General features: G+C 65.5%; 25 protein-coding genes. 7 read left to right on the top strand and 18 right to left on the bottom strand.

Going from position 1 to position 26,384, the window contains the following annotated elements:
- Positions 1–8 precede the first annotated feature (8 nt).
- Entirely contained in the window at positions 9–713 is a 705-nt protein-coding gene (locus BP26_RS0110545; RefSeq protein ID WP_029920544.1) for a glutathione S-transferase N-terminal domain-containing protein, read from the bottom strand.
- A gap of 119 nt (positions 714–832) precedes the next feature.
- The gene (locus tag BP26_RS0110540) at positions 833–2,983 is read right to left on the bottom strand and encodes an amidohydrolase family protein (RefSeq protein WP_157572474.1); all 2,151 of its coding nucleotides are present in this window, start codon (positions 2,981–2,983) and stop codon (positions 833–835) included.
- A 135-nt stretch (positions 2,984–3,118) separates the two neighbouring features.
- Between BP26_RS0110540 and BP26_RS27545 the strand changes: the two genes are divergently transcribed.
- Positions 3,119–3,553: a cupredoxin domain-containing protein gene (locus BP26_RS27545; protein ID WP_051748826.1), complete on the top strand. Its 435-nt coding sequence runs from the start codon at positions 3,119–3,121 to the stop codon at positions 3,551–3,553.
- Positions 3,554–3,563: 10 nt separating this feature from the next.
- Positions 3,564–5,057, top strand: coding sequence for a hypothetical protein (locus BP26_RS0110530; RefSeq protein ID WP_029920541.1), 1,494 nt, complete (start codon positions 3,564–3,566; stop codon positions 5,055–5,057).
- A 171-nt stretch (positions 5,058–5,228) separates the two neighbouring features.
- Here the strand turns inward: BP26_RS0110530 and BP26_RS0110525 are convergent, their stop codons facing one another.
- Positions 5,229–7,043: a cellulase family glycosylhydrolase gene (locus BP26_RS0110525; RefSeq protein ID WP_169740686.1), complete on the bottom strand. Its 1,815-nt coding sequence runs from the start codon at positions 7,041–7,043 to the stop codon at positions 5,229–5,231.
- Positions 7,044–7,654: 611 nt separating this feature from the next.
- Between BP26_RS0110525 and BP26_RS0110520 the strand changes: the two genes are divergently transcribed.
- Positions 7,655–9,760, top strand: a complete 2,106-nt coding sequence (locus BP26_RS0110520; protein ID WP_169740688.1) for a PQQ-dependent dehydrogenase, methanol/ethanol family — start codon at positions 7,655–7,657, stop codon at positions 9,758–9,760.
- Between the two features lie 265 nt (positions 9,761–10,025).
- Here the strand turns inward: BP26_RS0110520 and BP26_RS0110515 are convergent, their stop codons facing one another.
- A complete protein-coding gene (locus tag BP26_RS0110515) occupies positions 10,026–10,343 on the bottom strand; it encodes an AI-2E family transporter (RefSeq protein ID WP_281172717.1) in 318 nt (105 codons plus the stop codon).
- A gap of 176 nt (positions 10,344–10,519) precedes the next feature.
- Here BP26_RS0110515 and BP26_RS0110510 point away from each other — a divergent pair, with 176 nt between their 5' ends.
- Positions 10,520–10,888, top strand: a complete 369-nt coding sequence (locus BP26_RS0110510; protein ID WP_029920537.1) for a GFA family protein — start codon at positions 10,520–10,522, stop codon at positions 10,886–10,888.
- Positions 10,889–10,913: 25 nt separating this feature from the next.
- On the opposite strand, the gene BP26_RS26605 is transcribed toward BP26_RS0110510, so the two are convergent.
- Together BP26_RS26605 and BP26_RS27540 are read right to left on the bottom strand one after the other, a co-directional pair.
- Entirely contained in the window at positions 10,914–11,141 is a 228-nt protein-coding gene (locus tag BP26_RS26605) for a hypothetical protein (RefSeq protein WP_211254890.1), read from the bottom strand.
- Between the two features lie 184 nt (positions 11,142–11,325).
- Positions 11,326–11,937: a TetR/AcrR family transcriptional regulator gene (locus BP26_RS27540; RefSeq protein ID WP_029920536.1), complete on the bottom strand. Its 612-nt coding sequence runs from the start codon at positions 11,935–11,937 to the stop codon at positions 11,326–11,328.
- A gap of 72 nt (positions 11,938–12,009) precedes the next feature.
- On the opposite strand from BP26_RS27540, the gene BP26_RS0110495 reads away from it, so the two are divergent.
- Both BP26_RS0110495 and BP26_RS0110490 read left to right on the top strand, forming a co-directional pair.
- Positions 12,010–12,696 (top strand): hypothetical protein, encoded by a 687-nt coding sequence (locus tag BP26_RS0110495; RefSeq protein WP_029920535.1) that lies wholly within the window; start codon positions 12,010–12,012, stop codon positions 12,694–12,696.
- A gap of 271 nt (positions 12,697–12,967) precedes the next feature.
- Positions 12,968–13,984, top strand: coding sequence for a CE1 family esterase (locus tag BP26_RS0110490; protein ID WP_029920534.1), 1,017 nt, complete (start codon positions 12,968–12,970; stop codon positions 13,982–13,984).
- Here BP26_RS0110490 and BP26_RS0110485 read toward each other — a convergent pair.
- A complete protein-coding gene (locus BP26_RS0110485; RefSeq protein WP_029920533.1) occupies positions 13,971–14,768 on the bottom strand; it encodes an alpha/beta fold hydrolase in 798 nt (265 codons plus the stop codon). The genes BP26_RS0110490 and BP26_RS0110485 overlap by 14 nt on opposite strands.
- Positions 14,765–15,796, bottom strand: coding sequence for a M14 family zinc carboxypeptidase (locus BP26_RS0110480; RefSeq protein WP_029920532.1), 1,032 nt, complete (start codon positions 15,794–15,796; stop codon positions 14,765–14,767). The genes BP26_RS0110485 and BP26_RS0110480 overlap by 4 nt, the downstream gene beginning before the upstream one ends.
- 214 nt (positions 15,797–16,010) lie before the next feature.
- Here BP26_RS0110480 and BP26_RS30860 point away from each other — a divergent pair, with 214 nt between their 5' ends.
- Positions 16,011–16,139, top strand: a complete 129-nt coding sequence (locus BP26_RS30860; RefSeq protein ID WP_281172715.1) for a hypothetical protein — start codon at positions 16,011–16,013, stop codon at positions 16,137–16,139.
- A gap of 44 nt (positions 16,140–16,183) precedes the next feature.
- On the opposite strand, the gene BP26_RS26595 is transcribed toward BP26_RS30860, so the two are convergent.
- The 10 genes from BP26_RS26595 to mrcB form a co-directional block, all read right to left on the bottom strand.
- Positions 16,184–16,456 carry a hypothetical protein gene (locus BP26_RS26595; RefSeq protein WP_036516554.1) on the bottom strand — a complete coding sequence of 91 codons (273 nt, stop codon included), beginning with the start codon at positions 16,454–16,456 and terminating at the stop codon, positions 16,184–16,186.
- Positions 16,457–16,544: 88 nt separating this feature from the next.
- Positions 16,545–16,907, bottom strand: a complete 363-nt coding sequence (locus BP26_RS0110465) for a DUF5615 family PIN-like protein (RefSeq protein WP_029920530.1) — start codon at positions 16,905–16,907, stop codon at positions 16,545–16,547.
- An 8-nt stretch (positions 16,908–16,915) separates the two neighbouring features.
- A complete protein-coding gene (locus BP26_RS0110460; protein ID WP_029920529.1) occupies positions 16,916–17,137 on the bottom strand; it encodes a DUF433 domain-containing protein in 222 nt (73 codons plus the stop codon).
- Positions 17,138–17,340: 203 nt separating this feature from the next.
- Positions 17,341–19,125, bottom strand: coding sequence for an acyl-CoA dehydrogenase C-terminal domain-containing protein (locus BP26_RS0110455; RefSeq protein WP_029920528.1), 1,785 nt, complete (start codon positions 19,123–19,125; stop codon positions 17,341–17,343).
- 462 nt (positions 19,126–19,587) lie between these two features.
- A complete protein-coding gene (gene tsaB / locus BP26_RS0110450) occupies positions 19,588–20,292 on the bottom strand; it encodes a tRNA (adenosine(37)-N6)-threonylcarbamoyltransferase complex dimerization subunit type 1 TsaB (RefSeq protein WP_029920527.1) in 705 nt (234 codons plus the stop codon).
- Entirely contained in the window at positions 20,289–22,214 is a 1,926-nt protein-coding gene (yoaA, locus tag BP26_RS0110445; RefSeq protein WP_029920526.1) for a DNA repair helicase YoaA, read from the bottom strand. The genes tsaB and yoaA overlap by 4 nt, the downstream gene beginning before the upstream one ends.
- On the bottom strand, positions 22,211–22,693 hold the full coding sequence (locus BP26_RS28470; protein WP_169740685.1) for a DUF5063 domain-containing protein: 483 nt from the start codon (positions 22,691–22,693) through the stop codon (positions 22,211–22,213). The genes yoaA and BP26_RS28470 overlap by 4 nt, the downstream gene beginning before the upstream one ends.
- Positions 22,690–23,361, bottom strand: coding sequence for a signal peptidase I (gene lepB / locus BP26_RS0110440; protein ID WP_029920525.1), 672 nt, complete (start codon positions 23,359–23,361; stop codon positions 22,690–22,692). Before lepB ends, BP26_RS28470 begins: the two co-directional genes overlap by 4 nt.
- A 123-nt stretch (positions 23,362–23,484) precedes the next feature.
- Positions 23,485–24,066: a tetratricopeptide repeat protein gene (locus tag BP26_RS27535; RefSeq protein ID WP_051748823.1), complete on the bottom strand. Its 582-nt coding sequence runs from the start codon at positions 24,064–24,066 to the stop codon at positions 23,485–23,487.
- Positions 24,063–26,351 carry a penicillin-binding protein 1B gene (gene mrcB / locus BP26_RS0110430; RefSeq protein ID WP_245611768.1) on the bottom strand — a complete coding sequence of 763 codons (2,289 nt, stop codon included), beginning with the start codon at positions 26,349–26,351 and terminating at the stop codon, positions 24,063–24,065. The genes BP26_RS27535 and mrcB overlap by 4 nt, the downstream gene beginning before the upstream one ends.
- Between the last annotated feature and the right edge of the window lie 33 nt (positions 26,352–26,384).

Here is a 26,384-nt window from a genome sequence, read left to right as displayed (position 1 = left end):
GCCACGAACTACCCGCGACCCGGTATCGTCAACCCCCGCACCACGGCCGGCCGCGCGACAAACGCCTCCAGCGCACGCACCACATTCGGAAAGTTCGCGATGCCCACCAGCTCACCCGCTTCATAGAAGCCGATCAGGTTGCGCACCCAGGGAAAAGTCGCGATATCCGCGATGGAATACTCGTTCGACACCAGCCAGGCCTGCTGCGCTAGGCGCTCTTCGAGCACCCCGAGCAGGCGCTTCGACTCGGCCACATAGCGATCGCGCGGCCGCTTGTCCTCGTAATCCTTGCCGGCGAACTTGTTGAAGAAGCCGAGCTGGCCGAACATCGGCCCGATGCCGCCCATCTGGAACATCAGCCACTGGATCGTGTGATAACGCCCCGCCGCATCCTTGGGCATGAACCGCCCGGTCTTCTCCGCCAGGTAGATCAGGATGGCGCCGGACTCGAACAAGGGCAGCGGCTTCCCGCCCGGCCCCGCCGGATCGATGATCGCCGGAATCTTGTTGTTCGGATTGAGCGAATGGAACGCCGGCGAGTTCTGGTCGTTGCTGCCGAAATCCACCAGGTGCGGCTCATATGGCAGCCCCGTTTCCTCCAGCATGATCGACACCTTCACGCCGTTCGGGGTGGGCAGCGAATAGAGCTGGATGCGGTCGGGATGCTGCGCCGGCCACTTTTTATCGATGGGAAATCCGGAAAGGTCCGTCACGATGATCCTCGGGCAATGGGAGGGGAACGTAAGCTCCCGGGCTGTGCCCGTACTCTAGCGGCTCGGTACCCGACAGTCGATTGCCGGCGCAGTACCTCGTCCGCCCCTTCCCCATCCCCTCAGCGATTCTCCGTGCGCTCCCACATCTCCAGGTAAGCCTCCGCCGAGTGGTACAGCGCATTCAGCGCCGGCTCGCCGCCCTCGATGCGCAGCTGCTCCACCCAGTCCGCCTTGAGGCCGTAGTGGGCCTGGCCTTCGGCGTTGACGTCGAAGGTGCGCTGTCCGGTGACTTCACGGTCGAACGTCACCGGCGCAACACCGGCGAACTCCGAACCCCAGTCCGGCCCCTTGAACAGCGTGAACGGATACGTCACCGGCGCCTTGCAGTCGGTGCAGGCCGATGCCTGCGCGCCGAGGCCGTTGGTATCGGCGCCATAGCCCATGGCGAAGTAGTACTTCGGATTCTGCAGCGGCAGCAGGGACTGGTTCAGCGTCGCGATCCAGTCCGGAGGATTGGTGTGATAGGGGTAGATCAGGCCGCCCACGTTGATGATGCGCCGCGCCTGGTCCTGGCTGAGGCCGCCGTAGCCGCCGTGGGCGGAGAGCAGCGGATACTGCGGGCTCTGCTGTTCGGCCATGCTGATCAGGTCGCTCTTGATCGACAGCTCCATGTGGTCGATATCCATGATGATCTTCTTGCTCATCATCCTGCTGAACGCATAGCGTCCAAGGTCGGTCAGGCCGCGCGCATTGCACTGGGGCTTGTCCGGGTAGATCGGAATCACCACACCGGTGCCGGCCAGCAGCGCGGCCGTCAGCGGGTCGGTCAGACCGGTCGGGTCCGAGGTGGTCATCACCGCGCCGTCGTTGTAGTTGTAGGACTTGGAAGCCGAGAACGGCACTTCCACCGGGCAGTTGTAGGTGCTCCAGAAGCGGCCGGTGTCGATGAAGTTGCCGACGTTCAGGACCAGGCCGTTGAAGATGCCGTTGCCGCCGAGTGCGTTGTCGAACTCGTGGATCGAGAACATCTCGCGGATGCCGAGGTTGTAGAGCCGGTCCAGCTGCGTGTCGATATCGGACTTGGTGCAGCCGTCCACCTCGCCGCCGCCGGGCAGATAGGTCACGCTGCAATTGAACAGGTGCGAGATCTCCACCCCCAGCACCACCGCCAGCTTGCCGTCGTTGATCACCCTGCGCGCATCGGCCGGGCTCTCGACGATGCGGAACCAGCCCTTGCCCGGACCGCCTTCCTGCGCATCGATGTAATCCTGCAAGTCGTGCATGAACTGCGCCTGCCCCGCCGCGCTGTCCATCTCGTTGCAGTTCTGCAGCAGGTGCCCCTGCACCTTCGACTCCAGGTTGCACAGCGTCTGGTTCTCCACCGTATTGCTGACCAGCACGCGCAAGCCCGCCATCCAGGCGCGCTCGATCCACTTGTAATAGGTGCCCTCATGCGTCAGCGAGGCCGCCGCCGGCCAGTCGACGAAGGTCGGCCAGCCCACCGTATCGTGCGGGCGGATCGGCGTGTTGTAACCCTCCAGATTGCCGATCACGTCGGTGGCGCCATCCGGACCATGCACCGCCTCGCAGTTCTTCAACCCCACCGTGATGCCGAAGCGGTTGAACGGCGCGCCGTAGTGCGCCCCGCCGAGGAAGGTGGTGGCGCTGATGTGGTTGTGCACATCGGCGAAGCCCAGCACCGGCTTGTCCACGCCCTGACCCTTGAAGGTGCTGCCCGTGGTGTTGAGCTGCGCTTCGGGATAGTCGGTGCAGCCCGTGGCCGGTGCGAAACCGAATTCCGCCGCCGGGCCGGCATCACCCAGCGTCAGCGCATGCGAAGCCGGATCCACCGTGAGCGACTTGTTGGCCGAGGCGGAAAACACGGTGTAGTGATTGGCGGCATCGAGGTCCACCGTCCAGTCCACCGCCTCCGCCGGCACCTTGGCGCTGCCCACGCCGCTGCCGCTTACCGCCAGGTAGGTGGCATCCTTGGCGTAGAACATGTACTTGCCCAGGGCCGTGGGCTTCATGAAGAAGGGCTCGCCGGCCGCCACCGTGGCGGCGGAAGCGGTGTAGCTGCCGTCGCTGTTGTGCACCGCGTACGTGTTCTGCGCCACCGATTGCAGGGCGAAGCAGCGGTTGGCCATGTCGTAGCGCGTCTGCGGCGCGCCATTGTTGCCCGCCTCCGCGGCCGGCGCGGTCGAACTGCCGCAGCCCGCCAGCAATAGGGCGACGCCCACGGCGCCGAGCACAAACCCTGAGTGACGCATCGATACCCCCCGGATGCTTTGATCCGTTCTTTTTTGTTTGTTACAGCCCTGTGACGGACTTTAACCCCTGGCCCCGCCGGGCAGGTATGGTAGAAATGCATCTTCCTCCCCCGTCCCGGCCTCGCTCCGCACCCCATGAACAAAGGCGCCCTGCTCTTTCTCGGCCTCGGCCTCGCCCTCCTGGCCGGCCTGTTCCTGTGGCTGCGCCCGGCGCCGGTGGCCGCTCCGGCACCCGGGGTGCTCGCAGCCGTCCCGCCGCAACAACTGCCCCCCGCCGCACCGGTAACACCCGCCGCGCCCGTACCCCAGGTCTACTCCCTGGTGGTGAACAAGGGCCGGCGCGTCTCCGGCCCGCAACTGATCCAGGTCCATGCCGGTGATGCCGTCGTCCTCGAAGTCACCTCCGACCAGCCGGATGAGTTGCATCTGCACGGTTACGACCTCCACCTCAAACTGCTCCCCGGCGAGCCCGGACGCCTCGGCTTCACCGCCGATCACAGCGGCCGCTTCGATTACGAGCTGCACCACGCGCAACTGGAACTGGGCGCCCTGGAAGTGCTGCCGCAATGACGCAGCCGTGATGCCGCAGCATCCAGCACCGGCGCGGCAACGCGCCTGCGCCGCGCACATCGCGACGGCGATCCTGTGCATGCCGGGCGCGGCCCAGGCACATTCCTTCGGCAAGCTCTACAACCTGCCGGTCCCGTTCTGGCTCTATGTCTACGGCGCTGCCGCCGCCCTGCTGGTGTCTTTCCTGGTCGTGGCCTACTTCGTCACCGCCCATCCCGCACAAGCCGGCCCAAGCAACAGCCGCGACATCGGCAATACGGCATGGGTGCGCTCGCTGCGGCGCTGGCGCGTGCCGGCATTGCTCAAGGTGCTCAGCCTGGGCAGCCTGCTGCTCTGTGTGCTCACCGGCCTGTCCGGCACGCGCAACCCCTACACCAACATCAACATGACCCTGTTCTGGATCCTGTTCGTGCTGGTCTTCACCTACCTCACCGCCCTGTTCGGCGAGGTCTATGCCGCGATCAACCCATGGCGCCTGCTGGCGCAGGGCATCGGGCGCCTGTGGCCCGCCTACCTGCAAGGCCGCTATCGCTATCCCGAAAAACTGACGTGGTGGCCGGCCCTGCTGCTGTACATGGCCTTCATCTGGATCGAACTGTTCGGCTACACGCGCCCCTTCTCGCTGGCCGTGATCCTGCTCGCCTACAGCGCCATCAACCTCGCCGGCGTCTGGCTGATGGGCATCACCGCCTGGTTCCGCTACGGAGAATTCTTCGGCGTGCTCCTGCACCTGGTGGCGAAAATGGCGCCGCTGGACTACCGGCCCGAAGAGAAAGGCGCCGCCCGCCTGCGCCTGCGCATCCCCTTCAGCGGCCTGCTGGACGACAGCCCCACGCACGCCAGTCTCATGCTGTTCGTGCTGTTCATGCTCTCCTCCACCGCCTTCGACGGCCTGCACGACACCGCGCCGTGGATGCGCTGGTTCTGGATCGATCTCTACGGCTGGCTCAAGCCCGTCGTCGGCGACAATCCCCTGGCCGCGTATCCCGTCCTGCAACCCTGGTACACCGCCTGGGCCACGCTTTGCCTGCTGGCCTCGCCCTTCCTGTATCTCGCGGTCTACCTGCTGTTCATCCGCCTGAGCAAGCTCGCGGCCGGCGGCCAGCTGCCCACGCGCGAACTGGCCCTGCGCTTCGCCTACACCCTGCTGCCCATCGCCCTGGTCTACAACATCACCCACTACTACACCCTGATCCTCAGCCAGGGCAGCAAGATCGTCAGCCTGGTCTCCGATCCCTTCGGCATCGGCTGGAACCTGTTCGGCACCGCCTACTGGCTGCGCGCCCCCATCATCCCCAATGCCGGCACCGTCTGGCACACCCAGGTCGGCCTCATCGTCTTCGGCCACATCGTCAGCGTCTATCTCGCCCATCTCCAGGCCCTGCGCTGCTTTCCCAGCCGCAGGCAAGCCACGCTGAGCCAGTTGCCGATGCTGTTCCTGATGGTGCTGTTCACCACCTTCGGACTGTGGATCCTGGCGCAGCCGATCCGCTCCGGCGGTTGAGCGCGTCAATCAGGACGGCACAATCGCGTCTTCATCGCCACTCCGCATCCCGGGGAGCGGCCGATGTCCGCCGCCGTTTATACAGGCCCGGTGTTTTCCCGGTTCGGTGCGGCCGGCGCGCGGCTCTGCGGGTAATCGGGCAACGGCTCGTACACCGCCTTCAGAAGCTCCCTAGTGCGCCAGCAGCCATTTTTTGAACACCACGCCGTAGCCGTCGGTGGGTGTTCCGGCCGCATCCTTGATCAGCACGTTATCGGCGTCGCTCCAGCTATCCCAGGCCCAGCCGATCACGCTGACGCCATTCGTATCGGCCCATGTGGTCACCGTCGAGACCAATGGCGCGCCCACCGTGCCGGCACTGTTCCGGTCCCCGGTCTCGGTGGCGATCACCGGATAGCCCGCCGCCTGGATGAGTTGCACCTCGGTGAAAATCAGGGGCGCGAAATTCGGCTGTGCATAGGCAGCCGAGCCCCAGGCGGTACCGTAAGTGGGATACGGATGCCAGGCCGCCGCCATCTGCTTGAGCGGATCGGTCGGCCGGTACAACAGCCAGCCGCTCAGATCCTGCGAATACTGCATGGTTCCCACCAGTACCACATTGCTGGCGCCGGTGGCGCGGACGGCGTTGAGCATCGCCTGGTAGCTGGCGATGGCCCAGGGCTTTTTCACATCCTGCCAGTTGCCGCTATTGCTGGTGGCCGGATAGCCGCTGAAGGCGCCGCCGGTCCCCTTCATCATGTAGCTCCAGGCGTTACCGGTGAAGTCGAAATTCAGGAATGGCTCATTGAACAACTCGAACAGCACATTGGGATATGACTTGAAGGTGGTCGCCACCGAAGTCCAGAACGCGATCGAGTGATCGCTGTCGGCCATTTGTGTCTGCAGCATCGGGCAGGCATTGCCCGGTGCGGTCCAGTGCAGGTCGATGATCACATACAGGCCGGCGCTGGTGGCCTGGTTTACCTGCGTCTGCACCGCGGACTTGTAGTTGCCGCCCGGGTCGGGATTGTGGACCACGCCGCTGCTGTCGGTACAGCTGTAACCAAGCCAGGAAGCTTCGTTGAGCGGAATACGTACCGTGTTGGCCTTCCAGGCCGTGATCGCCGACCACTTCGGACCGCCGATCTGTCCGGCCTGGGCACCCGAAGGGTCGCCGGGATCCCAGCCCTGGATGGCGACGAATTCGAACCCGCTGTAGTTCACGCCGCGCAGCTGCACCACCGCCCCGCTGGCATTGACGAAATGGGCGCCTTGCACGCGTAAGGCATGCGCGGCGCTGGCGGCGCTGACCGTATTGCCGCCACTCGAACTCGTAACACCGCCGCTCGAATTCGTCGTGCCGGAGCCTGAGCTGCTACCGGAACTCAAGCCGCCGCCGGAACTGCTGCCGGAACCAACGACCACATGGGAAACCGTAAACGCCGAAGGCGAAAATGCCGCATGGCCCGGATTCATCAGCGCCAGCTGCCCGCTGCTCGCATCGGCAGGCACCGTAAGCTGCACCAGCCCGTCGTTGACGACCTTCAGCTTGCCGTCATGTGCGTTGCCGATCCAGCCGGCGCTGGCGCCCGTGAACCCGCTGCCGGCAACCGACACCACCGTCCCGGCCGGTCCGGTAACAGGTGAAAAACTGTGGATCACGGGTTGCGGAAAAGCGGGCGAGGAAGCGGCCAGCGTGAACGGCTTCCAGGAGAATGCGGCGTGCAGCGAATTGAGGACCGCGATCTTGCCGGTGCTGGCTCCGGCGGGCACCACGAGTTGCGCCTGTCGGTCGCTGAGCACCTTCAGGCTGGCGTTGTGCGCGCCACCGACCCAGGCCACGGATGATCCGGTAAAGCCGGTACCGGTGAGCGTCACCACCGTGCCGGGCACGCCGCTGACGGGTGAAAATCCCGTGATGCTCTGCTGTGGTGTGGGAGCGGCGGCACCGCAGGGAAAAACGCTGAGGACAATGCAACACAGCACGGCTCTTGAAAAGAGGGGCATGGTTCGGCCTTCCAGGGTTTGAACATCAGGATGCGGATGCAAACGCTCCTGATGGAGCCCCTGCGCGATGAAGGACACCTTGCCAGCATGCGAACGGAATGTAACCGGCCCTAGAGTTGAGCGGTAGCTCTTGACGGTCGGAAGGTAGACGACAGAATTGCAAGGCCCGTCAGTCGATGCATTGCCACCGTCGGTCCGATTTCCATGCCTTGACTCGTGCTGAGCGGTCCGGCCGTTCCCGCCCCAACGACCCATTCGATTGGCGGCGTTCCCCCAAACTTTGAGGCTGGGATCGCCTGCCCCTGCGCGCGCTCACCGGCGTGTTCGGCCCGCGCAAGCCCTACATCGACATGACCCTGTTCCGGATCCGGTTCGTGCTGGCCTTCTTTGGCGGATTTAGCTTCGTTGCAGTTTCATGCGGGCCGGATCAGGGTTGAACAAAACCGACCTGAGATGCTTTCCTCCCGTTCGCCTGCTGCCCTGCTACCCGTTCGAGTAGCTGCCCACTACCCATTTGCGGCTAAAATCGGCCCATAACTAAAGCATCACCGCCGAGGAGAACCGCCGTGAGCAACCCCAGCAGCAGCCTGCTGTGCCTGACCCTGTCCGCAATGCTCGCTGCCAGCGGCGGCGCTTACGCCAAAGGTGTCGCCCAGGTGGACAGCGCCCGCATCGCCGCCGCGGACGCGGACCCGGGCAACTGGCTCAGCAGCGGCCGCAGCTACGACGAACAGCGCTTCAGCCCGCTGGCCAAGGTCAACGACGGCAATGTCGCCTCCCTCGGCCTGGCCTGGACCTACAAGCTGGATATCGACCGCGCCGCCGAAGCCACCCCGGTGGTGGTCGACGGTGTCATGTACACCACCGGCGCCTTCAGCTTCGTCTATGCCCTCGATGCAAGAAGCGGCAAGCTGCTGTGGAAATACGATCCCAAGGTGCCGCGCGAAAAGGCCGCCAACGCCTGCTGCGACGTCGGCAACCGCGGCGTGGCGGTGCGCAAGGGCAAGGTCTATGTCGGCGCCTTCGATGGCCGCCTCATCGCCCTGGACGCGAAGAGCGGGAAGAAAGTGTGGGAGACCGACACCACCCCGGACCACAGCCGCAGCTATTCCATCACCGGCGCGCCGCTGGTCGTCAAGGACAAGATCCTGATCGGCAACGGCGGCGCCGAATTCGGCGTGCGCGGCTACATCTCCGCCTACGACGCCGAGACCGGCAGGCTCGCCTGGCGCTTCTACACCGTGCCCGGCGATCCCAAGCTCCCGGCCGAAAGCCCCGCCATGGAAATGGCGCGCAAGACCTGGACCGGCGACAAGTACTTCGCCGAGGGCGGCGGCGGCACCGTGTGGAACGCCATCGCCTACGACCCGACCCTCAACCTGGTCTACTTCGGCACCGGCAACGGCGTCGAGTGGAACCGCGTCGCCCGCGGCGAAGCCAAGACCGCCACCAACCTGTTCCTCGCCTCCATCGTCGCCGTCAATGCCGATACCGGAGAGTACGCCTGGCACTACCAGGAAGTGCCGGGCGACATGTGGGACTACGACGCCGACGAAAGCATCGTCCTCGCCGACCTCCCGGTCGGCGGCAAGATGCGCAAGGTGCTCCTCCAGGCGCCCAAGGACGGCTTCTTCTACGTGCTCGACCGCGCCACCGGCGAACTGCTCTCCGCCGAGAAGTACACCATCGCCACCTGGGCCAGCAAGGTGGATCTCAAAACCGGCATGCCGCAGATCGACGATGCCGCCTCCGACTGGACCAGCGGCGCCAAGCTGGTCATGCCCGGCCCGCTCGGCGGCCACAACTGGCAGCCCATGTCCTACAGCCCCCGCACCGGCCTCGCCTACATCCCGGCGCAGGAAGCCGCCGCCCTGCTGGCCCCCGACAACGACGCCGTGTTCGACTCCCGCACCGGCGTGTGGAACCTCGGCACCCAGCCCCTGGCCCTGCCGGAAGACCTCAAGCAGCTCCAGCCGGTGATCGATTCCTACAAGGGCCGCCTGGTGGCCTGGGACCCGGTGACGCAGAAGCAGGTCTGGTCACAGGAATACAAGACGCCGTGGAACGGCGGCACCCTCAGCACCGGCGGCAACCTGGTGTTCCAGGGCACCGCCGACGGCCGCTTCGTCGCCTACGCTGCGGATAGCGGCAAGAAGCTGTGGGAATCCCCCGCCAACAGCGGCGTCATGGCCGGCCCGATGAGCTACCAGGTCGGCGGCGAGCAGTACGTCGCCGTCCTCGCCGGCTGGGGCGGCGCCTTTCCGCTGGCCTACGGCTCGCTCTCCCTCAACGCCAAGGTGCGCCCCGAATCGCGCGTGCTGGTCTACAAGCTCGGCGGCAAGGCCAGCCTGCCGCCGCCGAAGCACACCCCCGCCGTCCAGCCCGCGCCGCCCATCCTCAGCGCCGACGCCGCTACCGTCAACAAAGGCCGCGACCTGTTCAACGGCAACTGCGGCGTTTGCCACGGCCTCAGCGCCGTCAGCGGCGGCGTGGTACCGGACCTGCGCTACCTCACCCCGGACAAGCACAACGTCTTCCCCGGCATCGTCTACGGCGCCCGCGCCAGCCGCGGCATGCCATCCTTCGCCGGCCGCCTCAAGCCGGAGGACGTGGACGCCATCCACCAGTACCTGATCAAGCGCGGGCATGACTTGCAGGATGAGCTGAAGACGGCGGATACGGGCAAGGTCGCGGAGACAACCGCGAAGGCGCACTAGCTTTTCCCCACCCACAGAAACAAGGTCCGTTCGCCTCGAGTGCCGCGCGCAGCGCGGTGTATCGAGAGGCCAGCCACCCCATCGGCACTACATGCCGTACTGGGCATGCAGGGCGAACGGACCTTGCCATTGTCATCCCCCGACTACAACCTCGGGGGCAGGCTCTGAGCGTAGCGAAGGATCTGGCCCCGCACTCGCCCTTACGAACAACCCGGCAGCGCCACACGAATCCACCGAGCCACTACCGAAGCTGCAAGTCGTCACCCTACTCGCTCAACATCTCCGCCAGCGGCTCGAACTCCTCCACGTGCTGGCACATCACCTTGATCATGCCGGTGATCGGCACCGCCAGCAACGCGCCCCACACGCCCCACAACCAGCTCCAGAACAACAGCGAGATGAAGATCGCCGCCGGGTTCATGCGGGTGATGCGCCCGGTCATCCAGGTGGTGACGAGAATGCCCACCACCGCCGCGATCGCCAGCGAACCGCCCGAAGCGAACAGCACCATCGTCCAGCTGCCGGCGGCGTAGGCGGAATCTGGGCGCTCACGGAGGTATGACCGTGGCGTTTGCCATTTGATTCAACCCGGCGCCGTTCACCCCAGGCAAGCGAGCCGTTTCGGGGTGCGGGATTTCCGCTCCAGGCGGCCTGTCGACGCCCGCCTCCTGACAGGATGATGTCAGCAGCTCCTCCCTGGCATGGTTCCCACGCGCAAGGCCCTTGCGCCCACACCATGCCAGACCAGAGGAGCAAGCCATGACCATACAGGGAAGTTGCCATTGCGGCGCCACCCGCTTCGAGCTGAGCGAAGCGTCGGAAAGCGTCACCCGCTGCACCTGCTCCTTCTGTTCCAAGCGCGGTGCGCTATGGGCCTATTACCAGCCGGCCCAGTTCAAGCTGACCACCCCGGAGGAAAACGTCGCCACCTACCGCTGGCAGACCAAGACCGTGAAGCACAATTTCTGCCCCATCTGCGGTTGCGGCACCTATAGCGAATCCCCCGACTGGTCCACCGGCAAAGCCGATTTCACCAATCCCGGGATCGGCATCAACGCCCGCCTGCTCGACAACTTCGACCTGGACGCCGTTCCGGTGACCATCGTCGACGGCAAGAACCTCTGGTAGCGCGACACGCTTCCCGGGCTGCCGCTCAGACCGCCGCGATCAACCGTCGCCGCCGCCCCATTCGCACCATGCACACCGCGAATGCCGCGACAGCCCCGCCCGGCCCGAACACGAAAGCACTGTTCATCGCCGCCACCAGGCTGCGGTCGTGCATATTGGAAGAAAGCAGCAGTGTCAGGAAGTAACTCGCTTCCACCGCGACGACGTATCCGCAGATACCCCATAACAGGCCAACAACCATACGTTTCTTCATGGAAATCTCCTTGCGGCCCGACCGCGTCGTCCGGATGACGACTCCACCATACGCGCTTTCGCCCAATGACGGATTTTCCTTGAGAAATCTTTACATTCCCCTGAACGGGAAACCTGGCCGGCCGACGAATGCGGCGCTCCGTCCGGAATGCGGTCGGTCTCCTCCTCAATCGCGCCGGGCGCGGCTATCGCGGCTGCCGCAGTGCGGCAACCATCGCCACCGCCGTGCGCCGCAATGCGAGCGCCAGCACCTCGACTGAACAACGCACCTCGCCGGTCAACCAGGCCGTTACCGGTCCCAGCAGGCTTTCAGCCAACTGGATCGCCACCAGCCGGGCCGGCACCTGCAGCACCCCGGTCTTGCCGATGCCATCGAATTCGAAGCCTTGCTCGATCAGCTCAACCAGAACGGCAACCGTCTTGCGCCGCGCGGCGCCGAGGAAGATGCCTCTGGCCACGGCACGGTTGGTCCAGAAGTGCTCCAGCAGCCGGACCAGGTCGGCGGTGTTGTCCGTTTCCCGGCTTGCGTCCGCCAGTATGCCGAAAGGGCCATGCAGGCTCCCGGCCAGGATGCCGTCCTTGTTGGGGAAATGCTCGTAGAACGTGGAGCGGCCGACGCCGGCGCGCTTGAGGATATCCGCCACCTTGATCTCGTCGTAGCGACGTTCCAGCACCAGGCCGAAGAAGGCGCGGAGCAGCGCCTGGCGCGTCCTCTGCGCCCGCCTGTCCCGAACCTCGTCTTTCGTATTTGCCATGGTTCGCAGCGTATCAAGCGGCGCAGCCGCGTTGGCGGACATGGGAGGCGAACTGTCCCGCAACTCCGCCGCCCGCCTCGCTATCGTAGCCCCACCCTCAACACGGAGACGAACATGCCCGAGCGCGCTTCCCGCGACATCCCGCCGTCAAGCGATGCGGCAGCCCGCAATGCCGGCCTGGTCATCATTGCCGCAACCCTGCTGGAAATCGCCGGCATGGCGCACCATCCCGCCGTCACCACCCCGGACATCGCCCAGGCCGTCGTCCAGATCACCCGCCTCTCCCTTCTCTCGGCCTGGGTGCATGGCGGGCTCATCGGGCTGATGCTGGCCATCCTCTACGCCTACACCGAATTCTCGCGGCGACGCGGTCTGGCCCGTCCACTGATCCGTGCCGGACTCGTGGCCTATACGGCGGGAATCTTCTCCATGATCGTCGCCGCGACCATGAGCGGCTTCGTCGTCGGCCAACTGGCCTCGCTGACATCGCATGCCACCGTCGCGGACCTCCAGATCAACGCGCAACTGCTGATCCTCTGCCGCGTCCTCAACCAGAGCTTCGCCGGCCTCGCCACCGTATTGATGTCGGCGGGCATCCTGTTCTGGTCGTTCGACCTGCTGCGCGGCTCCAAGCCTGCGCGCCTGGCCGGCATTTGCGGCTGCGCCGTCGGCCTGCTACCCGCTCTGGCATTGATCTTCGGTGCGCTGCATCTGGACGTTCACGGCATGACCCTGGTGGTGATGGTGCAGTCCTTATGGAACATCGCGGTCGGCGTATTGTTGATGCGGAAACTGCTTTGAAGCAGCAGCGGGTTGCCGATTTCGCGCAAGCCATCCAACCCTGCGATTTCAACCGATTGGCGGCCCTGAGCCCGGTGAAAGCCCAAAGCGGGTATCGTTATCCGTGATTCCTGAATCCACTGTCCAGTCGGCCTGCCGTCGGGGCACGGGAACGGCCAGGGCGCGGGCCGTGGACCGGAGTCATCGAATACAACAGCAGCGGGGCCGGCGACCAGGGACGTCGCCGGCCACCGGGACTGCGCTGGCTTGCACCTTGTTCGGAATATCGGGAATGCGCGACAAAATCCTCTTCGCGGCGCTCGCCGGCGGCCTGCTTGCGGGGCTCGGCGCCTGCGGCTCCAACGACCCGGGTCAATCGACCTCCTCCAGCTCCGGTTCGGACAGCGGGTCCAGTTCAGGCAGTGGCTCCAGCAGCAGCTCCGGCGGCAGCTCCGGCGGCGCTGCGTCCGGGCGCGTCTTCTCCGGCGCCGCGGCGCCGGCCACCCTCACCCTGCCCGCGGGTTCACAGGGCTTCGTCCGTACTGTCGATGGACGGCAGGTGTTGTACGTGGTTCCCGATCCCGCGCCGACCACTTTCGGCCCGCTGATGATCATGCTGGACTACCTGGGCGGCAATCCCGGCTTCATGGCCAACCTGGTGCTGGCCGGTGCCCATGCCGCCCAGGGCGAAATACTGGCCTTCCCGGCGCATCAGGGCGTCACCTGGAACAATGGTGTCTATACCTCCCAAGTGTTCAGCGATCCGCAGAGCGATATCGTCTTCCTCACCGATGTCATCGCCGATGCCACCGCCAACCTGCCGGTGGACGCTGCGCGCATCTCCATGACCGGGTTCTCCGAAGGCGGCTTCATGGCCAACCTGTTCGCCTGCGACAAGCCGGGCCTGATCAGCGGCTACGGCATGGTGGGGGCCTCGCAGCTCACCACCACCAGCTGCGAATCCGGCACACCGCTGAAGATGATCCAGTTCTCCGGCACCGACGACAAGCAGGTGCCTTACAACGGCTTCGGCACCGTGATGGCCGCCCCCGCCAGTCTGTCGATCTGGGAAACCATCGATGGCTGTACCGGGGCGGAAACCGCGACCACCCTGCCGATGCTGGTCGACGACGGCACCAGCGTGATCGAGCACCGCATTCCCGGCTGCGGCGCCATCCTCTACCAGATCGTCAACGGCGGCCACGACTGGCCGGACGGCGAGGTCACCCCCTCCACCATGCTGCTGGGCACCACCACGCAGAACATCGACGCCACCCGGACCCAGTGGGAGTTCTTCACCGGCTCCTGAAAATGGAGTCCTGGGAGGAAAGCCGCTCCGTATACAGCCATTCCCTGACCTGCCGCGCCACCCACTCGCCGTCATCCAGCGGCAAGTCGTGCCCGGCACCGGGATGGACCTCGACCGGGCACTGCCAGGCCTGCGCCAGCCGCTGCGAGCAGCGCGGATCGACCAGCCCGTCGCGGGCGCTGTTGAGAATCAGCAGAGGCACGGCGGGCGCCGCGCGCGGCGCCCGATAGCGTGCGGCGGCGAGGATCTGGCGCAGGGCGTTGGCGGCGGATACCGGATGGCGTTCGCGCCAGGCACTCCAGTCGTCCAGCACCTCGTGCCCCGGCCCACTCATGCGGCTGGTGAGCCGCAGCACCGCCGCTTCGCTGGTGCGCGCACCGGGATGGCCCAACATCATGCGCAGCACCGTGCCGTAATTGGCCGGGCGCATGCGATGGTGGAACGGACTGAACGGACGCAGGCTGGTGTTGATCAGCACCGCGGCCTGCAATTCATCCGCATGCCGGCTGGCCCAGGCCACCGTGACCATCGCGCCGAGCGACATGGCCAGCACCTTGTACGGCGGCGCCAGGCCGCGGCGCGACAACTCGGCGCGGCAGTACTCCGCCATGTCTTCCACCCGTAGCGGACTGCGCTGTCGGTTGAGCGGACCATTGCCGGGCAGATCGAGCGCGATCACCCGCGCGCCCGGCAGCCGCGCCGCGAACAGTTCCGGGAAGCGCCCCCAGTGATGGCTGTCCCGCGTCAATCCGCGCAGGAGCACCCAGGGCGCGGCGTCGCTCACTTCTTCTTCACGACTTCGCTGTACCAGGAAGCCAGGGCCTGCGCGCGGTGCCGCTCGCGCCCGGCCGCGTCCGGCAGCCAATGTTCGTGGCTGCTGGCGGCGCGGGTGAAGAAATCGAGCAGGGCGATATGCCGGCGCATCACCCGTTGCTGCCGGTGCTCGATCAGCGGATTGAAAATGCCCGAGCGCGAGAAGATCTGGCGTGGGTTCTTCTTGATCCACAGCCAGGAGCCCATCTCCAGCGTCAGCGGCATGAAGATCCGCTCATGATCCTCGGTGGCGCGCATGTAGAGGTAATCCCACAGGTCGCCGTGCGTCAGGTATTGCCGGCTCTGCGGCTCGAACACATAGCGGTGATGCGCATGGCTCTGGTCGAAGATGATGCGCAGCGCATGCATCTCCGGCAGGTGGCGGATCGGCTGCACCGTGTAGGCATAGGGGAACCAGATGCGGTCCTGTGCGCCGAAACCGGAATGGCAGTCCAGCGCCAGGCTGAAGCGCCGGCTCAGCAGTTCCTTCTCCACCAGGGCGCACAGGGCCGCGCCCTCCGGCTGCATCGGCTCGCCGCGCGGACCGCGGTACCAGGGCAGCCCCGGCCCGATGCGGTGGCCGCCGAGCATGAACGGCACCGGCTCCACCGCTTCCACCGGCGAGTTGCGCATCAGGTCCACGCCGTTGGGATTGGCCCGCGTGCCCAGCCACAGGCCACCCGGATTGACCATCGGCATGAACACCAGCCGCACGCCCTTGAGCTGCTCGCGCAGCACCGTGTCCCAGGGCAGCCGCATCAGCAGGCTGCGCATATAAGCCAGTACCACCTCCGCGCCGATCCGCTCCAGCCCGTGCACCCCGCCGAAGAAACCCACCGCCGGCACATCCAGCGAAGGATTGCCCAGGGTGAAGGAATGCACCGGAAAGCGCCGCTGGCCGCACTGAACCTCGCACAACTCGCGGATGTCGAACCAGGAACGGCCATCCTCGATCAGTCCCTGCAGCTCGGTCAATTCGGGCGGCTCGGCTACTTTCATGCGGTGGGTGCGAAAGCGGACATTCCACCAATGTAGCCGGCCAACATGTCATGTTCTTGACGCAATCCCGCAATAAAGCCGCGACCGGCAGCGGTTTCATCAAGCTGCAATATTCGCGTAACACACGCTTGATACCTTCCTCAATCAGCGCTTCGACGCGGCACGCCAGCCAGCGTGACCAGCCAGACGTGATGGATACGCCAGGAGAAAAATCATGCGTGGATTCGTTCGCAGCTTCAAGGCCTACCCCGCCCTCACCCTCGGCGTCGTCATGCTCGGCGTCCTCGAATTCGCCGCCCTGCAACGCTCCCAGCTCGCCAACCGCGCGCTGACCAAGCAGTAGCAGCCAGGCGGCCATCGGCCGCCGCCCGCTTCATCAGAGGTTCCCTAGTTGCTGTCGCTCAGGTAAACCACCTCCGGCGGCTCTTCGACTCCAGCCGCCGCCATCCGCTGCGCCAGTTCCTCCGACTCGAAATACGCCCTGGCCTTGGCCACATGCGTGGCATGCAGCAACAGCACCACGTCGAGCGGATCGTCGACATTGCGCCACAGGTTGAATTCGCGGATACCCATGCTGTCGCGCACACTGCGGCCGCGGTCGTAAGCCTGCTTCCAGGCGTCGAAGTCGGTCACCTTGATGCGGGCCATGATATGGAACATGCGTCTTCCTCCGTTTTTATGGATGCAGCGCGTCCGTTCGATGTCGGCGCATGCCCCACTATAGACCCGTTATCCAGCAGGAGCCGAATCAGGTAAGGCGGAGTAGTGGTCTGAAGCGTGTCTTGTCTTTTTGTACCACCAGGTAGCCGCCGGCAAGGCGATCACCGTATTGCTCCAATGCATGTAGCAGCCGTTGTACTTTTATTGCCCGGTCCCCTGGGGCAATCCGTACCAGCACGATGCCGAACGCGCGCCGGGCGCGGAAAAAGGCCAGCTCACCGAAATCCTTGTCTTCGGTCAGCAGAACGCGTTGATCTCGTTGCGCCTGGGACAGCACAACCTCGTCCGATACCCCGGGAGAATTCTCGGCAATGGATTGCACATCGTGCCCCGCTGACCGCAAGGCGCCGACCAGGCCGGCATCGCAACATTCATCCGCCAGCAGACGCATGGCAGGCATCAACCGAACGTCACTTCCTCATTGGCAATGTAGTCCGCCGCGAAAGCCTGGGCTGCGTGAATGTCCGCCTCTGAAAGATGAGGATGATCTGCCAGGATCTCGGCAACGCTGACGCCGGCGCCGAGTTTGCGCAGGATCAGGTCCACGCCAATCCGCGTGCCGCGGATGACCGGCTTTCCCGCCAGGACGGCTGGATCGGCTGCTATACGGTCGTGTGTCATTACTGCTCTCCGAACCGGATTGCCCAGTTTGCCCGATTTCCAGGCACCACTGGCAAATTGCCAGCGTAGAACCTTGCAATTTGCCAATTATAGGGCCGTGGGGCCGTCAACAGCACCAATCGGGTTGGTGGCTCCCGTCCGCACGCAAAAAAGCGGGTTGAACCTCACCGGCTCAACCCGCTTTTTGCTTTACCGCAACCGCATCAGAACATCGAAACGTCCATCTCCATCAGCGGCGCGGCACCGGCACGCGCCGCGCGCAGGTGGAACTCCGTCTCCGGCAGCAGCTTGGCGTAGTAGAAGCGCGCCGTCGTCAGCTTGGCCTTGTAGAAGTCGCCTTCGGCCTGCTTGTCCAGGGCGATGCGCGCCATGCGCGCCCAGAAGTAGGCGAACACGAGATGACCGACCACGCGCAGATAAGGCGTGGAGGCGGCGCCGACTTCTTCCGGATTCTTCATCGCCTTCTGGCCGATCTCGGCGGTGAGCTTGGTCACCTGGTCGCCCAGGGCGGCCAGGGGGCCGATGAACTCGGCCATCTCCGGCTTGTCCGCCTGGGACTTGGCGAACTGCGACACCAGCTTGCCGAACTTCATCAGCTTGGCACCCATATCGCTGAGTACCTTGCGGCCCAGCAGATCCAGCGCCTGGATGCCGTTGGTGCCTTCATAAATCATGTTGATGCGGGCATCGCGAACATACTGCTCCATGCCCCATTCCTTGACGTAGCCGTGGCCGCCCAGCACCTGCAAGCCGAGGTTGGTGCACTCGAAACCATTGTCGGTGAGGAAGGCCTTGATGATCGGCGTCAGCAGCGCCACCAGGTCCTCGGCATCCTTGCGCACCTTCTCGTCCGGGTGCGACAGCTCGCGGTCGATCTGCAGGCCGGTCCAGTAGGAGAACGCGCGGCCGCCCTCGACATAGGCCTTCTGCGTCAGCAGCAGGCGACGCACGTCGGGATGCACGATGATCGGATCGGCCGGCTTGTCCTTGGCCTTGGGGCCGGACAGCGAACGCATCTGCAAGCGATCCTTCGCGTAGGCCAGCGAATTCTGGTATGCGATCTCGGTCAGGCCCAGGCCCTGCAGGCCCACGCCCAGGCGCGCTCCGTTCATCATCACGAACATCGCCGGCAGGCCGCGGTTCGGCTCACCCACCAGCCAGCCCTTGGCGCTGTCCAGGTTGATGACGCAGGTGGCGTTGCCGTGAATGCCCATCTTGTGCTCGATCGAGCCGCACTTGACGGTGTTGCGCGCGCCCGGCTTGCCCTCGGCCGTGGGCAGGAACTTCGGCACGATGAACAGCGAGATGCCCTTGGTGCCGGCCGGCGCGTCCGGCAGGCGCGCCAGCACCAGGTGCACGATGTTGTCCGACATATCGTGCTCGCCGGCCGAGATGAAGATCTTGCTGCCGGTGATGTGATACGAGCCGTCCGCCTGCGGCTCGGCCTTGGTGCGCAGCAGGCCCAGGTCGGTGCCGCAATGCGCCTCGGTCAGGCACATGGTGCCGGTCCATTCGCCCGACACCAGCTTGGGCAGGTACAGCTTCTGCAATTCCGGCGTGCCGTGGGCGCGCAGCGCCGCGTAGGCGCCATGCGACAGGCCGGGATACATGCCCCAGGCCTGGTTGGCGGAGTTGATCATCTCCATGAAGACGTTGTTGACCAGTTCCGGCAGGCCCTGGCCGCCGTAGTTCGGGTCCGCCGACAGCGCCGGCCAGCCCGCCTCGACGTACTGCTTGTAGGCTTCCTTGAAGCCCTTCGGCGCGGTGACCACGCCGTCGCCCTTGTAGGTGCAACCCTCTTCGTCGCCGCTCTGGTTGAGCGGAAAGATCACCCCGGCGCAGAACTTGCCGGCTTCCTCCAGCACCTGGTCCACCGTGGCGGCATCGATCTCGGCATGCGCCGGCATGGCCTTGAATTCCTCTTCCACGTTGAGCAATTCGTGCAGGACAAACTGCATGTCGCGCAGCGGCGGCGTGTACTGACCCATGAAACTCTCCAATGCGATTGATGAGGGAAGCAACCCGGGCCACGCCCGTGGGGCGGAACTTTGAGGGTATCCGGATTACCTTGTACAATACGGTAGCGTATGTTTCGGCGGATTACCAGAGCTTCGGCGCCAAAAAAGAGGGTGGAAAACGGGGTAGAAAGAAGCGCATCAACACGCCCCATGTCATCCAAGCGCAGCGAAGGATCTGGCCGGATTCCACGCCCCGTCATCCGGAACCAGCACCCGTAGGGCGGCCCATGGCCGCCGCTTTTTCCACCCGGAATCAACACGCTCGCCGCATGCGTGCCAACAAAAACCCTTGGCACACATGGCATGCATGGTAAAAAAAGCCATGTAGGTCGGATCAAGCGAAGCGGATCCGACAATAGTAGGGCGGGTCCGCGACCCGCCTGTCGCGGCCACCCGCGCACCGGCAAACGGCAGATCACCGCCGGCGCAACCCTACGGCTGCTTCCGCGCCGCCTCCTGCTCCACCTTGGTCAACGCCACCCGGTTGCGCAGGTACACCGGCAGCAGTTCCCCCGCCCCGATGCCCTGCCCGGCCGCAAACGCCTGCCGCGCCAACGGCAACGCATCCCGCGCCCGCGGCAGCGCTTCCCCATCCAGCGGGCTGAGCGCGGCGCCTGTGCGCCCGCGCAGGGCCTCCAGGTGTGTCTTCCAGCCGCTGCCGACCGCGGCAACCATACCTTCGGCCGGCAGTTCCAGGGCATCCGGCGGCGACACCACCGCCTCCCCCTGCGCCACCGCCAGACCATCCACCGCCGCATAGCGGCAGAAATAGACCTCGTTCATCCGCGCATCGATCGCCGCCAGCACCTGATCGGCGCCATGCAGCCGCACCGCCCCTTGCGCCAGCATCGCCAGCGAGGATACCGGCACCACCGGCCGGTCCAGGCCCAGCGCCAGCCCCTTGACGAAGCCCACGCCGATGCGCACCCCGGCGAAGCTGCCCGGCCCGACGCCGCTGGCAATGCCGTCGATTTCCGACAAGGCAATCCCGCAATCCGCCATCAACCCATGCAGCATCGCTGGCAGCAGCCGCGAATGCTCGCGCCCCGTCAGCTCGAAACGCTCATGGATGGCGCCGTCCAGCCACAAGGCCACCGAACAAGCCTCGGTGGCCGTATCGATCGCAAGCAGTTTCATGCGGCCTTCAACCCGCGCAGCCAGGCGGCAGCTTCCGCCGCATCCGCCAGCAGCGGCATCGCCGGCAGGCTGGCCAGCACGCGCTTGCCGTAACTCTTGCCGCGGATGCGCGGATCGCAGATCACAATCAGCCCGTGGTCCGCATCGTCACGGATCAAGCGCCCCACGCCCTGCCGCAAGGTGGTGATGGCGCGCGGCAACTGCACCTCGGAGAAGGGATTGCCGCCGCGGGCACGCACCGCCTCCAGCCGCGCCTCGAATACCGGATCGTTCTGCTGCCCGAACGGCAGCTTGTCGATCGCCACCAGGCGCAGCGCCATGCCCTTCACGTCCACGCCTTCCCAGAAGCTGCTGGTGGCGACGAGGATGCCGTTGCCGGCGCGGCTGAAGCGGTCCACCAGCACCGACTTGGCATCCTCGCCCTGCACGAACAGCGGGAACGCCGACTTGCGGAATTTCGCCGCGATGCGCGCCAGCGCGCGATGGCTGGTGCACAGCACGAAAGCCCCGCCGCCGCTGGCCTCGATCAAGGGCAGCAGCATATCGGCCACCGCCTCGGGATGCTCCGGCGTATTCGGATCGGGCAGATCGCGCGGCAGGTACAAACGCGCCTGGCGCGCGTAGTCGAAGGGACTGTCCAGCCGCAGCGTGCGCGCCTCGGTCAATCCCAGCGTATCGGTGAAGTGGGTGAAGTCCTTGCCCGCCGCCAGCGTCGCCGAAGTGAACACCCAGGCGCCCGGATAGGCCGCCATGAAACTGCGGAAGCCCTCGGTCGGCTCCACCGGCGCCGTGTGCAGCGCCCCGCCCCGTCCCACCGACTCGACCCAGCGCACCGATGTCGCCGCAGCCTCCGGCGACTCGTCCGCCGCCGTGATCAGGTCCATCCGCTTCACCAGCGCGCGGGCGCGCTGCGAAACGGCATCCAGCCCCGCGCTGCGCTCGGCGTAGCGCTTCAATTCATCGCTGCATTCGCCCAGGGCATTGCGCGCCGCGCCCAGCGCCGAGGTCGCGCCCGGCAGCGTGCCGAACTGCCGCCAGGCGATGCGCCCGCCCAGCTCCAGGAACGGCCGCTCCAGCTCCGATGCCGCGATGGCCAGGGCATCCACCGCCTCGGTCAGGCCCGGCATATCGCGGAATTCCTGCATCTCGGTCCCGGTGTCGCGCACCAGATCCAGCAGTTGCCGCGTCGACACGCGCTCGCCGAAGAACTGCGCCGCCAGCTCCGGCAACTGGTGCGCCTCGTCCACGATGATCGCGTCCGTACCCGGTAGCACCCCGAAGCCTTCCTGCTTCAGGCGGAAATCGGAGAACAGCAGGTGATGGTTCACCACCACCAGATCCGCCGCCTGCGCCGCCCGCCGCGCCTTTACCACATGGCATTCGGCAAAATCCGGACACTTCGCGCCCAGGCAGTTGTCAGCCGTCGACGTGATCGCCGGCAAAATCGGATCGTCGTTGCCGATCGACCCCAACTCGGAAATCTCCCCGGTGCTGGTGCGATGCGCCCACTCGTCCACCACCTGGAAGCGATCGCGCCGCACCCGGCTGCGCGGATCCATCTGCGCCTTGCGCAGACGATACAGGCACAGGTAATTGGCGCGCCCCTTGAGCAGACTCACCCGCGCCGGCACCGCCAGCGTATCCCGCACCCGCGGCAGGTCACGGAAGAACAACTGGTCCTGCAGATTCTTGGTCCCGGTGGAAACCACCACGCGGTTGCCGCTCATCAGCGCCGGCGTCAGGTAAGCGTAGGTCTTGCCCGTCCCCGTCCCCGCCTCCACCACCAGCGCCGAACGTTCCTGCAAGGCCTGCTCCACCGCATCCGCCATCTCCTGCTGCGCCGCGCGCGGCAGAAACCCGGGAAGGCTATAGGAGAACGGGCCTTTCGCGCCCAGCAGTTCGCCTGCGGTTTGCGACTTCACCGCAAATCCCCCACGTTTTGCGCCAACCAACAATGCAATGGATGCAAAGCCGCCGCTGCATGTCGCCCCCAATGCGTATGAAACGCGAAGCGCCAATCCCAGGCGGCTGCAACGTGATGTCCAGCGTCAAATAGAGACAACCCTTTTTTCAGATCCCGCCAGATGTCTGCCAGATCATCGGCAAGGTCAGCTACTACGGGCTGCTCGACGGGCACCGCCAAAGGATCGAAGCAATTGGCGTAAAAATTGAAAGGCAGAGCGCCAAATCTCTTAAGGACAAGCGCATAGTCTTCGTGCGAGATAGTTTCTACTTCACCATCTTCGAATACTTCCGGCAAAGTGAGCGCGCAACCGTATAGCTCCGTCAGCAGCGACAAGGCGCGTATCGCTTCCTGCTTCGGACTTTCGGGTGTGCCTTCCGCCCAGCTGCAATAGCTTCTGGCCAGGACAGCGAATTTTTCAGTTGCGCCAGAATTCAATCGAGTTTTTCCCCAAACCGCTCGAACCGAGGCGCCCAGTTGCCCTTGATGTCGGCGGAAACCAGCACGGTGACAGCGCGGCCGATCAGCAGATTGCGCGGCACCAGGCCGAAGTAGCGGAAGTCGGCGCTGTTGTCGCGGTTGTCGCCCAGCATCAGGAAATGATCGGCCGGAATCACCAGCGGCCCGAAATTGTCGTTGGCGGCGCCGCGCGAGGTCTGCAGCCACTGCACGATGTGCTCGTCCTTGCCGATGCTCTCATCCAGATGCAGCGCATCGATGCCGCCATCCGCCAGCGGCTCCATCCCGGTGCCGATTCTGGCGTAAGTCGCCGGTTGGCCGTTGACGATCACCACCTTGTCGCGCATCTCCACCGTATCGCCCGGCAGCCCGACCACGCGCTTGATCAGTCGCGTCCCGTTCTTCGGCGAGAAAAAGGTGACGATGTCCCCGCGCCGCGGCTCCCCGGTGCGCGCCACGATGACGTTGGTCAACGGCATCTTCAGGTTGAACGCCAGGCGGTTGACGAACACCACGTCCCCTTCGAGAAGGTTCGGCCGCATCGACCCCGAAGGAATCGGATTCCAGTCCGCAATGGCCGTGCGGAACAAACCGAACAACAGAAGAAAAGCCAGAAAACCCCGGTTGCTGCGAATCCAGTTATTCACGGCTCACTCCTGAAAGAACCAAAAACCGTAGGGCGGAACAAGCGAAGCGCATTCCGCCAATTCTTGCTGCGGCCTGACGGCAGAACGCGCTTCGCTCGATTGGGAGTTCGTCGCCGCTAAACCCTAATTCGCCGCCAACGCCTTCGCGATCCCGTCCGCCCTGCCTTGTGCCTGCATCGCCCCACCCGTATCCCCACGCGCCTGACGGGCCGCGGCGATCAGCCGCCAGTTGCCCGCTTCGACATAGGGATTGCCGCGCGCCAGGCTGGTCGACTTCTGCGCCGCGCTCTCGGCCTGGTCGGAGTGGCCAAGGTCCATGTGGGCGCCGGCCAGGGCCTGCCATACGAAGGGGTTGCGCGCCTCGATGTGCACGGCGCGTTCCAGCAGCGCCTCGGCCTGGTCGGAATGGCCGGCGGCGCGGGCGTCCTGCGCCTGCTTGTACAGCGACAGCACCGCCTTGCCGGCGTTGGTGTCCTGGATGGTCTTGGGATAGTTCTGCGTGGTGATCGGCGGCTGCGTCACCGTCGGCGGAAGATAGGTGCCGGCGCCGGGAATCACCGCGCTCGCGCTGGGCGCCGGGGGCAACACCGTGCCCACACCGGAACTCTCGCTCTGCCCCTGCTCGGTGGCACAGCCGGACAGCACCGCTCCCGCCAGCGCCACGGCCACCATCGTGCGGCCCAACCCGAAACTCCCGATGCTCATTTGAATATGCTCTTCAGCCAGTCAATAGGTGTGGATTTTGACTGATTCGCGCACGGCGCGTACTGCTGCGGCTCGGCGTTGCGCATGAACGGCACCATCACCGTTTCGGAGCAGCCGGGGTCGGCGCGCAGGCCGCTGGCCGGGTCGACCGCCACCTCCTCCACGTCAGCCGGCGGCAGCGTCTCGATGCCCTTGGCATTGAGATCGCGCATCAGTTTGGCCCAGATGCGCAACGCGCCGGTGGCGCCCTCCAGGCCGGTGGGCTTGTTGTCGTCGCGCCCCACCCAGACCACCGCCACGCGATCGGCGCCGAAGCCGGAAAACCAGCTGTCGCGCAGGTCTTCGGTGGTGCCGGTCTTGCCGGCGTAATACTGCCCGGCCGGCAGCACCGAGGTGGCCCAGTGGGCGGTGCCCAGCTCGATCACCTTGTGCATGGCCCAGGTGGTCAGGTACACCGGCCCTTCCGGCAGCGTGTGCTTGAGCTTGAAGGCATAGCGGTTGAGGGGCTGGCCGTCCTTGGTCAACACCGCGCGGATCGCCAGCAGCGGCGTCAGGTAGCCGGACGAGGCCAGGGTCGAATAGATCTGCGCCACGTCGAACGGCGACATGTCGATGGCGCCGAGGAAGATCGAAGGCAGCTCCGGCACATCCTCGAAGCCGGCGGAGGCAAACGTCTGCTTGACCTTGCCTACACCCAGATCCAGGCCCAGGTGCACCGTCGCCAGGTTGTAGCTCTTGGCCAGCGCCATATACAGCGGCACGGCGCCGTGCAGCTGGTGGTCGAAGTTCTTCGGCGACCAGATCTGGCCGGTGGGGAGCTTCAGGTCCACGGGCGAGTCGTCGAGCGCCGTTTGCAGGTTGTAGCGGTCAGGCTGCTCCAGCGCCGTCAGGTAGGTGAACGGCTTGGCCAGCGAGCCGATCGGCCGGCGCGTATCGATGGCGCGATTGAAGCCGGCATAGCGGGCATCACGGCCGCCCACCACCGCCAGCACCTCGCCGCCCTCCACCGAGGTCACCACGCCGGCGCCCTGCAGCGTGCCCTCGGCCATGCGCCGCGCCTTCTCCAGCTCCGGCACGTCGGCGCTGATGCGCGCCTCCAGCGTCTCCTGCACGCGCGGATCGAGCGTGGTGAAGATGCGCAGGCCCTCGTTGGTCAGATCCTGCTCCTGGTACAGCCCGGCGAGCTGGCGCCGCACCAGGTCGACGAAGGCCGGGTAACGCGCCGCGCCCCCGCCCCCGCCCGGCGTCACGCCCAATGGCCGGTTGATCGCGTCCTGGTATTCGTCCGGCGTGATCTTGCCGGCCTCGGACATCATCTTCAGCACCAGGTTGCGCCGATCCGTCACCAGCTTCACCGCACGCCGCGGGTTGTACTGGCTCGGCCCCTTGACGATCGCCACCAGCAAGGCGATCTCGTGCGGCTGCAGCTCGTTCAGCGGCTTGTTGAAGTAGAACTGGCTGGCCAGGCCGAAGCCATGCACCGCCCGCGGCCCGTCCTGGCCCAGGTCCACCTCGTTCAGATAGGCCTCGAGGATCTCGTCCTTGCTGACATGCCGCTCCAGCAGCACCGCCATCGAGGCCTCGGTGATCTTGCGCTTGGCGGTGCGCTCGTTGGACAGGAACAGGTTCTTGATCAGCTGCTGCGTCAGCGTGCTGGCGCCCTGCACCGTGTGCCCCGCGCGCAGGTTGGCGAAGGCCGCGCGCAGGATGCCGCGCAGGCTGACGCCGCCGTGGCTGTAGAAATCGTGGTCCTCCACCAGGATCAGCGTCTGCGGCAGCAGTGCCGGCACATCCGCCAGCTTCACCAGCACACGATCCTCGCCGCTGTGCGAGGGATAGATGCTGCCGATCAGCATCGGGTCGAAGCGCAGCAGGTCCAACGACTGGTCGCTGCCCATCACGCGCATGCTGCCGATGCCCTTGTCGTCGCCGTGCACCTCGATGCGCTGCTCCGGCTGCGCCGCATCCCAGAAAGCGAAGGCGCGCGTGTCGATGCGCAGGGAATCCTTGGCGGCAATGTAGGTGCCCGGCCCCACGAGTTCGTCACCGGCGCGGTAGCCCAGGCGATCCAGCTCATGCCGCAGCTGCTCCATGCTCAGGCTGGCGCCCGGATAGATTTCCAGCGGCGCCGCATAGACCTGCGCCGGCAGTACCCAGCGCACGCCGGCAAAGCGCGTGCGCACATCGCCGTCGAGCTTGACCAGGAAGATGGTGAACACCAGCAGCCCCACGCTCAGCGCCACGGCCAGGCCGATCAGCAGCCAGCGAAGCAGTGGGGATTGCAACAGTCGGAAACCGGCTTTTTTCTTGGGACGCGC

The organism is Nevskia soli DSM 19509, assembly GCF_000711955.1.
GTDB classification, from domain to species: Bacteria; Pseudomonadota; Gammaproteobacteria; order Nevskiales; family Nevskiaceae; genus Nevskia; species Nevskia soli.
Note: the sequence above shows the minus strand (reverse complement) of the source record. Positions and strands in the feature narration are given on the sequence as shown.

What these genes read in the sequence shown, in the direction of transcription:
- BP26_RS0110540 (WP_157572474.1), bottom strand. Translation starts at nt 2,983, where the DNA reads ATGCGTCACTCAGGGTTTGTGCTCGGCGCCGTGGGCGTCGCCCTATTG.
- BP26_RS27545 (WP_051748826.1), top strand. Translation starts at nt 3,119, where the DNA reads ATGAACAAAGGCGCCCTGCTCTTTCTCGGCCTCGGCCTCGCCCTCCTG.
- BP26_RS0110530 (WP_029920541.1), top strand. Translation starts at nt 3,564, where the DNA reads ATGCCGCAGCATCCAGCACCGGCGCGGCAACGCGCCTGCGCCGCGCAC.
- BP26_RS0110525 (WP_169740686.1), bottom strand. Translation starts at nt 7,043, where the DNA reads ATGCCCCTCTTTTCAAGAGCCGTGCTGTGTTGCATTGTCCTCAGCGTT.
- BP26_RS0110520 (WP_169740688.1), top strand. Translation starts at nt 7,655, where the DNA reads ATGCTCGCTGCCAGCGGCGGCGCTTACGCCAAAGGTGTCGCCCAGGTG.
- BP26_RS0110510 (WP_029920537.1), top strand. Translation starts at nt 10,520, where the DNA reads ATGACCATACAGGGAAGTTGCCATTGCGGCGCCACCCGCTTCGAGCTG.
- BP26_RS26605 (WP_211254890.1), bottom strand. Translation starts at nt 11,141, where the DNA reads ATGAAGAAACGTATGGTTGTTGGCCTGTTATGGGGTATCTGCGGATAC.
- BP26_RS27540 (WP_029920536.1), bottom strand. Translation starts at nt 11,937, where the DNA reads ATGTCCGCCAACGCGGCTGCGCCGCTTGATACGCTGCGAACCATGGCA.
- BP26_RS0110495 (WP_029920535.1), top strand. Translation starts at nt 12,010, where the DNA reads ATGCCCGAGCGCGCTTCCCGCGACATCCCGCCGTCAAGCGATGCGGCA.
- BP26_RS0110490 (WP_029920534.1), top strand. Translation starts at nt 12,968, where the DNA reads ATGCGCGACAAAATCCTCTTCGCGGCGCTCGCCGGCGGCCTGCTTGCG.
- BP26_RS0110480 (WP_029920532.1), bottom strand. Translation starts at nt 15,796, where the DNA reads ATGAAAGTAGCCGAGCCGCCCGAATTGACCGAGCTGCAGGGACTGATC.
- BP26_RS30860 (WP_281172715.1), top strand. Translation starts at nt 16,011, where the DNA reads ATGCGTGGATTCGTTCGCAGCTTCAAGGCCTACCCCGCCCTCACCCTC.
- BP26_RS26595 (WP_036516554.1), bottom strand. Translation starts at nt 16,456, where the DNA reads ATGTTCCATATCATGGCCCGCATCAAGGTGACCGACTTCGACGCCTGG.
- BP26_RS0110465 (WP_029920530.1), bottom strand. Translation starts at nt 16,907, where the DNA reads ATGCGTCTGCTGGCGGATGAATGTTGCGATGCCGGCCTGGTCGGCGCC.
- BP26_RS0110460 (WP_029920529.1), bottom strand. Translation starts at nt 17,137, where the DNA reads ATGACACACGACCGTATAGCAGCCGATCCAGCCGTCCTGGCGGGAAAG.
- BP26_RS0110455 (WP_029920528.1), bottom strand. Translation starts at nt 19,125, where the DNA reads ATGGGTCAGTACACGCCGCCGCTGCGCGACATGCAGTTTGTCCTGCAC.
- tsaB (WP_029920527.1), bottom strand. Translation starts at nt 20,292, where the DNA reads ATGAAACTGCTTGCGATCGATACGGCCACCGAGGCTTGTTCGGTGGCC.
- BP26_RS27535 (WP_051748823.1), bottom strand. Translation starts at nt 24,066, where the DNA reads ATGAGCATCGGGAGTTTCGGGTTGGGCCGCACGATGGTGGCCGTGGCG.